General features: G+C 71.5%; 9 protein-coding genes. 5 read left to right on the plus strand and 4 right to left on the minus strand.

Translation table 11 applies throughout. The annotated features are described in order from the left end of the window. Positions 1–270: 270 nt before the first annotated feature. The gene (locus tag PUR56_RS06075) at positions 271–936 is read left to right on the plus strand and encodes a hypothetical protein (RefSeq protein WP_329948148.1); all 666 of its coding nucleotides are present in this window, start codon (positions 271–273) and stop codon (positions 934–936) included. On the opposite strand, the gene trhA is transcribed toward PUR56_RS06075, so the two are convergent. After that, the gene (gene trhA / locus PUR56_RS06080) at positions 907–1,581 is read right to left on the minus strand and encodes a PAQR family membrane homeostasis protein TrhA (protein ID WP_329879716.1); all 675 of its coding nucleotides are present in this window, start codon (positions 1,579–1,581) and stop codon (positions 907–909) included. The genes PUR56_RS06075 and trhA overlap by 30 nt on opposite strands. Positions 1,582–1,862: 281 nt before the next feature. Between trhA and PUR56_RS06085 the strand changes: the two genes are divergently transcribed. Next, positions 1,863–3,704, plus strand: coding sequence for a phosphoenolpyruvate carboxykinase (GTP) (locus tag PUR56_RS06085; RefSeq protein ID WP_329948149.1), 1,842 nt, complete (start codon positions 1,863–1,865; stop codon positions 3,702–3,704). 200 nt (positions 3,705–3,904) lie between these two features. Here PUR56_RS06085 and PUR56_RS06090 read toward each other — a convergent pair whose 3' ends face one another. Then, complete coding sequence (locus tag PUR56_RS06090) at positions 3,905–5,119, minus strand: pyridoxal phosphate-dependent aminotransferase (RefSeq protein WP_329879718.1); 1,215 nt, start codon at positions 5,117–5,119, stop codon at positions 3,905–3,907. 111 nt (positions 5,120–5,230) lie between these two features. After that, positions 5,231–5,977, minus strand: a complete 747-nt coding sequence (locus PUR56_RS06095; RefSeq protein WP_329948150.1) for a hypothetical protein — start codon at positions 5,975–5,977, stop codon at positions 5,231–5,233. A gap of 144 nt (positions 5,978–6,121) precedes the next feature. Here PUR56_RS06095 and PUR56_RS06100 point away from each other — a divergent pair, with 144 nt between their 5' ends. Next, positions 6,122–6,838 (plus strand): prepilin peptidase, encoded by a 717-nt coding sequence (locus PUR56_RS06100; RefSeq protein ID WP_329879720.1) that lies wholly within the window; start codon positions 6,122–6,124, stop codon positions 6,836–6,838. 141 nt (positions 6,839–6,979) lie between these two features. On the opposite strand, the gene PUR56_RS06105 is transcribed toward PUR56_RS06100, so the two are convergent. Continuing rightward, positions 6,980–8,599: a chitinase gene (locus PUR56_RS06105; RefSeq protein ID WP_329879721.1), complete on the minus strand. Its 1,620-nt coding sequence runs from the start codon at positions 8,597–8,599 to the stop codon at positions 6,980–6,982. A 406-nt stretch (positions 8,600–9,005) separates the two neighbouring features. Between PUR56_RS06105 and PUR56_RS06110 the strand changes: the two genes are divergently transcribed. Further along, complete coding sequence (locus tag PUR56_RS06110; RefSeq protein ID WP_329879722.1) at positions 9,006–9,800, plus strand: isoprenyl transferase; 795 nt, start codon at positions 9,006–9,008, stop codon at positions 9,798–9,800. Positions 9,801–10,131: 331 nt separating this feature from the next. Next, positions 10,132–10,320 (plus strand): PIN domain-containing protein (locus tag PUR56_RS06115; protein WP_329879723.1); only part of this gene is annotated, 189 nt, incomplete at its 3' end.

A 10,320-nucleotide genomic window follows, 5' to 3' on the forward strand; every position in this document is an offset into this window, starting at 1 on the left:
ATGACAGTAACCTCCAAAAGATGGCTCCCGTCAATGTCGGCCTCGGGTGGTCGTGCCATCACGCTCCGTGATGTGTCCTGGAAGTGCGCGTTCCGCACATGGAATTGACGCAACGTTGATCTGTCGTTCGCCGCTTTCGGGCGGTTTCGGGTGACTGACGGTAGATAGGATGTGGCGGTCGGTCAGTGCGGGCCGATGCGTGCCGAGAGCGGAGAAGGGGTGGGGCGGCAGGAGCCGACCACGAGCCCGGCGCAGGAAGGGGAAGCCGAAATGGCTGGTCGGAAGTCGGGTGCCCAGATCTGGGGTGCCGCAGTGGTGGTGGGCTCGGCGCTGGCGGTGGTCGCGGCCTACCTGATCAACGGCGCCGCGCTGGTGCTGGCGGTCGCCGGGGTCGAGGTGCTGCTGCTGATGGTGTACGTCGGGCTGCGCTGGCAGCTGCTCCACCGGGCGGCCGAGCCGGGTGGACGGCCCCCGGCGCGCGGTCACCGGACGGCCGGCGGCAGTCCGGACGCCGCGCACTGCGAGCGCTGCCGGCGGGCTCGCGAGGCGATCGACGCGCGGCAGGCCGAGCGGCTCCGGCGGACTCTGCCGGGCCCGGGGCGCGAGCCCGCGGCGCCCGGCCGCCCGGTCCGCGAGCGCCGGTCGTACGAGCGTTCGGCCGGCCACCACCGGCCGGTGCGCGGAAGCCAGCCGCCGCACGACGCCCGCGGTGCGCACGACCCCCGCGGGGTACATGACCCCCGCGGGTCGCACGGCCCCGACGCGCGCGGCCCCGAGTCACGGGGGCACGAGTCCCGTGGTCACGAGACCGCGGTGACGCACGACCGCCCGGTCCGCGAGTGGACGGCCGAACGGGCGGCCGCCCGGTCCGCGGACCGGCCGACCGCCCGTCACGGGGCGCCGGGTTCAGCCGGCCGCGCTGTAGGCCGCCAGTGAGATCCCGACGTACTGCGTGATGAAGGCCCCGAGGGTGAAGGCGTGGAACACCTCGTGGAAGCCGAAGCGGCCCGGTGACGGATCGGGCCGCTTGAGCCCGTACACCACGCCGCCGACGCTGTAGAGCACGCCGCCGACGATCATCAGCACCAGGACGGCGACTCCGCCGGTGCGCAGGAAGTCGGGCAGGTAGAACGCGGCGGCCCAGCCCAGCGCGAGGTACACCGGCGTGTACAGCCAGCGCGGCGCGCCGACCCAGAACACCCGGAACGCGATCCCGGCGAGCGCCCCGCCCCAGACCGCCCAGAGCAGCAACTGCCGGTCGGCGCCGTCCAGCAGCAGGATGGTGAAGGGGGTGTAGGTGCCCGCGATGATCAGGAAGATGTTCGCGTGGTCCAGCCGGCGCAGGACCGCGTCGCCGCGCGGCCCCCAGGTGAAGCGGTGGTACACCGCGCTCACCCCGAAGAGCAGCCAGGCGCTGACCGAGTAGATCGCGCACGCGATCCTGGCGGGGCCCGGTTCGGCCAGGCAGATCAGCACGATCCCGGCGGCCACCGCGGCAGGGAACATTCCGGCGTGCAGCCAGCCGCGCCATGTCGGCTTGGGCTCGACACGCTCCGTGCTCTCCAGGAGCTCAGCAGTCATGTCCGCATGCTACCCGCTACCTACGGCTCCGTAGGTTACTGACGCGTAGGAAGTGTCGGCCGTCACTAGTTGGACGTTTTGGAGTATTCGAAGTCGGGGTGGCGGGGCTCCTCACCCGCCGAAGGTGCTCCACTACTGGCCAGTAATTATCCTTACTGTAGTAAAAAATGCGCCAACTTTGCCTCCTCGCCGTATTCGGGGCCCGGACCCGGAGCTACGCTGCAATCACCCTCAAACCCCGCTACGCCATCTCCCCGCCGGGATGGCGTGAAGGAGCGATCGTGTCGAACGAGAACTCGGCTGCTCTCAGCGCCGCGCCCACCCGCCACCAGCGTCTGCTGGCCTGGGTGAGCGAGATCGCGGAGCTCACCCAGCCGGACCGCGTCGAGTGGTGCGACGGTTCGGACGAGGAGTACCAGCGCCTTGCGGACCTGCTGGTCGCCCAGGGCACCTTCAAGAAGCTCAACGAGGACAAGCGCCCCAACTCCTACTACGCCGCCTCGGACCCCACGGACGTGGCGCGCGTGGAGGACCGCACCTACATCTGCTCCGAGCAGCAGAAGGACGCCGGTCCGACCAACAACTGGAAGGCCCCCGCCGAGATGCGGGAGATCTTCCAGGGCGAGAACGGTCTGTTCCGCGGCGCGATGAAGGGCCGCACGATGTACGTCGTGCCCTTCTCGATGGGCCCGGTCGGCTCCCCGCTCGCCGCGTACGGCGTCGAGATCACCGACTCCGCCTACGTCGCGGTCTCGATGCGCGTGATGACCCGCATGGGCCGGGCCGTGCTGGACCAGCTCGGCGAGGACGGCGACTTCGTCAAGGCCGTGCACACCGTCGGTGCCCCGCTCGCCGAGGGACAGGCGGACGTCCCGTGGCCGTGCAGCTCCACCAAGTTCATCTCGCACTTCCCGGAGGCCAGGGAGATCTGGTCGTTCGGCTCCGGCTACGGCGGCAACGCCCTGCTCGGCAAGAAGTGCTACGCGCTGCGCATCGCCTCGACCATGGCCCGTGACGAGGGCTGGCTGGCCGAGCACATGCTCATCCTGAAGCTCACCCCGCCGGCCGGCCCCACGGGCGAGTCGGAGGTCAAGTACGTCGCGGCGGCCTTCCCGTCGGCGTGCGGCAAGACCAACCTCGCGATGCTCCAGCCCACCATCCCGGGCTGGAAGGTCGAGACGATCGGCGACGACATCGCCTGGATGCGCTTCGGCGCCGACGGCCGTCTGCGCGCCATCAACCCGGAGGCCGGCTTCTTCGGCGTCGCGCCCGGCACCGGTGTCGACACCAACGCCAACGCGATCGACACCCTCTGGGGCAACACGGTCTTCACCAACGTCGCGCTCACCGACGACGGCGACGTCTGGTGGGAGGGCCTCACCGACGAGAAGCCGGCCCACCTCACCGACTGGCGCGGTGACGACTGGACGCCGGAGTCCGGCACCCCGGCCGCCCACCCGAACGCCCGCTTCGCCGTCCCGGCCGCGCAGTGCCCGACCATCGCCCCCGAGTGGGAGGACCCGGCGGGTGTGCCGATCTCGGCCATCCTGTTCGGCGGTCGCCGCGCCACCGCCGTCCCGCTGGTGACCGAGTCCTTCGGCTGGCAGCACGGCGTCTTCCTGGGCGCCAACATCGCCTCCGAGAAGACCGCGGCCGCCGAGGGCACCGTCGGCGAGCTGCGTCGCGACCCGTTCGCGATGCTGCCCTTCTGCGGCTACAACATGGGCGACTACTTCGCCCACTGGCTGAAGGTCGGCGCCGAGGCGGACGCCGCCAAGCTGCCGAAGATCTACTACGTGAACTGGTTCCGCAAGAACGGCGCGGGCAAGTTCGTCTGGCCCGGCTACGGCGAGAACAGCCGCGTGCTCAAGTGGATCGTCGAGCGGCTGGAGGGCACCGGCGACGGTGTCGAGACGCCGATCGGCGTGCTGCCGACCGTCGAGTCCTTCGACCTCGCCGGCCTGGAGCTGTCGAAGGAGGACCTCGACCTGCTCTTCACCGTCGACGCCGACATCTGGCGCCAGGAGGCCGCGCTCGTCCCGGCCCACCTGGAACTGTTCGGCGACCACACGCCCACCGAGCTGTGGGACGAGTACCGAGACCTTGTCGCCCGCCTCGGCTGAGCCTGAGCCTCAGTAAGGCGAGTAAGTGGTCGGTGCGTGGCACGAATCGCGCACCGACGAGCGACAGGACGGCCGGAGCCCCGCCGGACGATCTTTCCCCGACCAAGGAGATCGTCCGGACCGGGACTCCGGCCGTAGCGCTTTTCCCGCCCGCGCCCGGCCTGCGCCCGGCGTGCGGTCCCGTCCGCGCCCGGCCCGCGTCAGGGCTGCGCGTAGCCGCCGAGGAAGGTGCCGATCCGGGTGACGGCGTCGGTGATCTCCTCCGGACGCGGCAGGGTGACCAGCCGGAAGTGGTCCGGCTCCGGCCAGTTGAAGCCGGTGCCCTGGACCAGCAGGATCCGCTCGGCCCGCAGCAGGTCGAGCACCATCTGGGCGTCGTCCTTGATCTTGTAGACCTTCGGGTCCAGCCGGGGGAAGGCGTAGAGCGCCCCCTTCGGCTTGACGCAGCTGACCCCGGGGATGTCGTTGAGCAGCCGGTAGGCGGCGTCGCGGGACTCCAGCAGACGGCCGCCGGGCAGCACCAGGTCCTTGATCGACTGCCGACCGCCGAGCGCCGCGGCCACCGCGTGCTGGGCCGGCATGTTGGCGCAGAGCCGCATCGAGGCGAGCACGGTCAGGCCCTCGACGTAGCTGCGGGCGCGGTGGCGGTCGCCGGAGAGCACCATCCAGCCGGAGCGGAAGCCCGCGACCCGGTAGGACTTGGACATGCCGTTGAAGGTGACGCAGAACAGGTCGGGGGCCAGGGTGGCCAGCGGGATGTGCTCGGCGTCGTCGTAGAGGATCTTGTCGTAGATCTCGTCCGCGTAGATCACCAGCTGGTGCCGGCGGGCGATCTCGACCAGCCCCTCCAGCACCTCGCGCGGGTAGACCGCGCCGGTCGGGTTGTTGGGGTTGATGACGACCATCGCCCTGGTCCGGTCGGTCACCTTGGCCTCGACGTCGGCGAGGTCCGGGTACCACTCGGACTGCTCGTCGCAGCGGTAGTGCACGGCGGTGCCGCCGGCCAGCGAGACGGAGGCCGTCCAGAGCGGGTAGTCCGGGGCGGGGACGAGCACCTCGTCGCCGTCGTCCAGCAGGGCGGTCATGGCCAGCTGGATGAGTTCGGAGACGCCGTTGCCGAGGAAGACGTCCTCGACGTCCAGCCCGTGCAGGCCGCGCTCCTCGTAGTGCATGACCACGGCGCGGCGGGCCGAGAGCAGCCCCTTGGAGTCGCCGTAGCCGTGCGCGGAGGAGAGGTTGCGCAGGATGTCCTGGAGGATCTCCGGGGGCGCGTCGAAGCCGAACAGCGCGGGATTGCCGGTGTTGAGCTTCAGGATGCGGTGGCCCTGCTCCTCCAGCCGCATCGCCTCGTCGAGCACCGGGCCGCGGATGTCGTAGCAGACGTTGGCGAGCTTGCTGGACTGGATGACCTGCATGCCTGCCTACTTTAGGGGCAGAACCGGGCGGTCCGGCGCGTGTCGTGGGACACCCGCCGGACCGCCCGGACGCTACTGCTCAGCCACTCCTTGGATCGGGAGGCGGAGGCGTCAGCTCGCCTTCCAGATCAGTGGCTGGGTGTCCAGAACGCTGCCGAAGGTGAGGAACTGCGGCGGTGTGTCGTTGGGCACGAGATAGACGGCACACTGCTGCTGGCTCTGGCCGTCGGCGAGCGTGCCGGGCTTCTTGCCGGAGTCGCAGGCCGGGATGGACTTCAGGACGGTCGGGGCCGCCAGGATGCCGGTCGCCTTGGCGTCGGTGTTCACCTTGAACCGCATCATGAAGTACTCGTCGTTCAGCGGGGCGCCCGTCCTGTTGGTGAACGAGACGGTCACGTAGTACGGCGTCTTGCCGGCGACGTCGGCGGGCTTGAAGTTGAACGGGGCGAGGTCGGCGGCGGTGCCCTTGACCACCGAGACCGGGGTCACGTCGGCCTTGGTCTTGCCGAGGTAGCTGCCGGTGGCGGTCAGCGGCAGCGGGTTCTCGAAGGTGATCTTGCTGCCGCCCCCGCTCGCCCCGCCGATCGGGTTGCCGCTGGTGGCGGCCGAGGGGGCGGGGTTGGCGGTCGCGGTGCCGCCGCCTCCCGCCGCGCCGCCGCCGGTGGCCGCCGGGGCCCCGGTGGGTGCGGTGGTCGGCGCGCCCGTGGGGGCCCCCGCCGGAGCGCCCGCCGTGGTGCCGGCGGCGGTCGGGGCGGCGACGACGGCCGGGTCGTCGTTCTCCGGCCCGCAGGCCGTCAGGGCCAGCGCCAGCGCCGCGACCGGGACGGCCGCGCGCAGAGTGGTCCGGTGCTTCGTCAAGGTGTGTCTCCCCCGTGGATGATGTGGTCGGTCGCGGCACCCGGATCAAGGGGTGCCGCCTGAGTCGGACGCGGACGGCGTCCGGCCGGTTCCTGACCGGGACCCGCCGGATCGTACCGTCGCCGCGCGGAGGGGGAGGACGTCGTGATCGCGAGCGTGGTCGGGGCCGTGCTGGCCGGTCTGCTGGCGGCGCCGGCACTGCGCGGCCTGGTGGTGCGGTACGCCGTGCCCGAGGGCGAGCCGTGGCGCACCACCTGCCCGTCCTGCGCGCGGGAGCTGCGCGGGCTGCCGCCGACCGGCCGCTGCCCGGGCTGCCGGACCGGGCTGGGCCCGGGCGCCTGGCAGGTGGAGGCGGTCACCGCCGCCGCGGCCGCCGCCGCGCTGACGGCCGGCCGGCCGTCCGACGCGCTGCTGCTGCTCTGGGCGGCCGGCGTCGGGGTGGTGCTCGGCTTCACCGACGCCCGGGTGCACCGGCTGCCGTACCCGCTGAGCTTGACGCTGGCGGCGGGGCTCGCGGTGCTGCTGACGGTGCTGGAACTGGTGGACGGCAGCCCGGACGTGCTGCTGCGCTGCCTGCTGGTGGCGCTGGCGGCCGGCGCGCTGTTCGAACTGCCGGTCTGGCTGGGACTGATGGGCCCCGGGGACAGCGTGCTGGCACTCGGCCTCGGCGCGCTGCTCGGACGGTACGGCTGGTCCGCGGCGCTGACCGGGCTGATCACGGTCGTGCTGCTGGCCGGGCTCTGGTCGGTCGGCGTGCTGGTGGCGGCCCTGGTGCGCCGGCGTCCGGTGCGCGGCCGGGAGGTGCCGATGGGTCCGTTCCTGCTGCTCGGCACCTTGCTCACGGTCCTGGTCCAGCCGTAGCGCGGGGCGGCCCCGAGCTACGGCGGACCATGGCGCACCCGCCCCGGAAACGGCGGACGGGCCCGTCGTACCGGTCAAGGTACGACGGGCCCGGCGCCGACGCGCTGGCCCCACCCTCACGGGGCGGCGCGCCGTGGGGGATTACGGCATCTGGTGGACGAACGGGCCGACCGCGTTGGAGAACGCGTTGCCGTTGTTGGCGTCCCAGTTGGTGGACCAGGTCATCGCGCCGCGGATGGTCGGCCACTTGGCCGGCGGGACGAAGCTGCCACAGTTCTTGCCGGTGGCCAGGCAGTCCAGGGCGTTGTTCACGACGCTCGGCGAGACGTAGCCGCCGCCGGCCGCCTTGGAGGAGGCGGGGACGCCGATGCCGACCTGGTCGGGCCGCAGGCCGCCCTGGATGTGGGTGCAGACCTGGGCGGTGATGAAGTCGATGGTGCCCTGGTTGTAGACCTTGCCGTCGCAGCCGTTCATGCCGCCCGAGTTGTAGAACTGGGTGTTGACGACGGTCAGGATGTCCTTGGTGTTCAGCGCCAGCTGGAAGTAGGAGCCGGCGGTGGAGTACATCCCGATGGTCTCCGGCGCCATCGTCAGGATGAAGCTCGGGCCGACCTTGGCCTGCAGGGCGTGCAGCGCGTTGCCCAGGTGGGTCGGGTTGAGGCCGTTCTCCAGGTCGACGTCGAGGCCGTCGAAGCCGTAGTCCTTGATGACCGCGTAGGCGGTCTCGACGAAGGCGCTCGCGGCGGCCGCGTCGTTGACGTGGATGGCGCCGTTCTGGCCGCCGATGGAGATGATGACCTTCTTGCCGGCCGCCTGCTTGGCCTTCACGTCGGCCCGGAACTGGGCGTCGGTGTAGCCGCCGAGGCCCGCGGAGAGCTCCGCGTCCAGCTTGAAGGTGATGGCGCCGGGGCGGTTGGCGACGGAGTCGGCGAACGAGACCGCGATGATGTCGTACGCGCTCTGGACGTCGCTCAGCTTCTGGAGGTTGTTGCCCTTGTTGTCGAAGTTGTGCCAGTAGCCGGTGACGACGTGCTTCGGCAGGCCGGTGTTGGGGTTGCCGGTGCTGGTCGCCGTGGGGGTCGGCGTGACCGTCTGGGTGGGGGTCGGGGTGACGGTCTGGGTCGGCGTCGCGGTGGCCGTGGGGGAGGCCGTCGTGGTCGGCGTGGCCGTGGCGGTCGGCGTCGGGGTGGGGGTGACGGTCGGGGTGGGGGTCGGGGTGGTGGTCCCGCCCGGGCCGCTCAGCACGACGTCGTCGGCGAGGTAGGCGCTCTGGCCGTACCAGCCGTGCAGGTAGAGGGTGAGGCTGGTGGCGTTGGCGCCGGTGGTGAAGGTGGTGGAGAGCTGGTTCCAGCTGTTCTGGTTGGACCAGGCGCTCGGGTCGGTGCCGCCGGTGCCGCGCGCGCCGAGGTAGACGTACGGACCCTGGACCCAGGCACTGAGGGTGTAGCTGGTGTTGGGCAGCACGCTGATGGTCTGGGTGCACTCGGCGGTGTCCGCGGCGCCCGGGGTGGCCTGCAGCGCGCCGGCACCCGAGTGGACCGGGGTGGTGACGACGCGGGCGGCGCCGGTACAGGTCCAGCCGCTCAGCGAGCCGGAGTCGAAGCCACCGTTGCCGACGAGGTTCCCGGCGGCGGCGTTGGCGCCCCCGGCGAAGAGGGCGAGCCCGGTGCCGGCCAGCGCGAGGGCGGTGGCGCCGGCGGCGAGGGCGGGGAGGGGGCTGCGCCGACGCTTGTGCGCGGGCTGGTTCAGCGTACGGGCCATGGAGGTGCGCTCCTGTGGGGAGGAGCGGCCGCCGCGGTGGGGGGCGCGGCGGCCGCGTGTGGGGGAGGGGAGGTCCGCAGTACTGCCTCGGTGGGGCGGTCCGGTTGTGTTCGTTCCGCCTTGGGTCAAAAGCTGGACTAGACCATTAGTGGTCGTCAAGCATTGAACCGTCGGCTTACGGATTCCTTAAGGAATCGGAGACCGTTCCGTATCCGGCGCCCCTGTGGACACCCGGGGTTCTCGCGGGCGCCTTCCGGCCATCCGGGCCACACGCGTCGCAACAGACTCCGCACCGGACCGTGACCCTCCCGGGACCTGCGGCTTTCCTTGCCGACACAACGCGGGAGTAGGCTGCGCCGGGGGTTGTGAAGCACCCGGTGAAGTGAGCACGGAGGGGCCGAAAAGCATGGGTCTGCGCGATGTCGTCGAACGCACGCCGGGTCTGCGCACCCTGCTGGACGGGATGTACGGCCTGTACGGCCGTCGGGTCGAGGTGCACCTCGCCCGAACCCCGCACCACATCGGCGTGATCCTCGACGGCAACCGCCGCTGGGCCAAGGCGACCGGCGGGTCCACCGCCTACGGTCACCAGCGCGGGGCCGACAAGATCAGCGAGTTCCTCGGCTGGTGCGACGAGACCCACGTCAAGGTCGTCACCCTGTGGATGCTCTCCACCGACAACCTCTCCCGCCCGGCCGGCGAACTGGTCCCGCTGCTCGGGATCATCGAGGACGCCGTCACCAACCTGGCCGCCGCCCGCCGCTGGCGGGTCAACCCGGTCGGTGCACTGGACCTGCTGCCGCAGCACACCGCCGACGTCCTCAAGAAGGCCGCCGAGGAGACCGCCGGGATCGACGGGATCACCGTGAACGTGGCCGTCGGCTACGGCGGCCGGCACGAGATCGCCGACGCCGTCCGCTCGCTGCTCCAGGAGCACGCCGGGCGGGGCACCTCGATCGAGGAGCTGGCCGAGATCCTCGACGTCGAGCACATCGCCGAGCACCTCTACACGAGGGGGCAGCCCGACCCCGACCTGGTCATCCGCACCTCGGGCGAGCAGCGGCTCTCCGGCTTCCTGCTCTGGCAGAGCGCGCACAGCGAGTTCTACTTCTGCGAGGCGTACTGGCCGGCCTTCCGGAAGGTCGACTTCCTGCGGGCGCTGCGCGCCTACGAGGAGCGGCACCGGCGGATGGGACTCTGACCCGGCGCGTACCGCGGTCGAGGAGGCCCGGCCCGCCCGGGAGCGCCGTGCGGGCACGGCCGGAGGGGCTGACTGAGACTGACTGAGGGGCCGCCGGGCGGGACCGGCCGCCGCCCGGGCGGAGGCCCGGGCGGAGAGCGCCGTAGGGGCTGATCTACCCGGTGGCGGGGCGAGGCCAAACGTTCACCGGCAATGATCCGTCAGTTCGCCGAGGACGCGAATGCACCGCCCCCCGCCTGGGAATACTCCAGGCAGACCGGCCCCGAGGCCACCGGGGCAGCGGGGGCCGGCTTGCCGCGGATGACGCAGGGTCATCCGCCCTGGAGGCCTAGTGGTCAGTTCCAAGAGCCGCCGGACACCAGACCGGCGCACGTACGTTCTCGACACCAGCGTGCTCCTGGCGGACCCTCTCGCCATGACCCGCTTCGAGGAGCACGAGGTCGTTCTCCCGGTGGTCGTGGTCACCGAGCTGGAAGCCAAGCGGCACCACCCCGAACTGGGCTACTTCGCCCGCCAGGCG

The organism is Streptomyces sp. BE303 (assembly GCF_036290945.1).
Lineage (GTDB): Bacteria > Actinomycetota > Actinomycetes > Streptomycetales > Streptomycetaceae > Kitasatospora.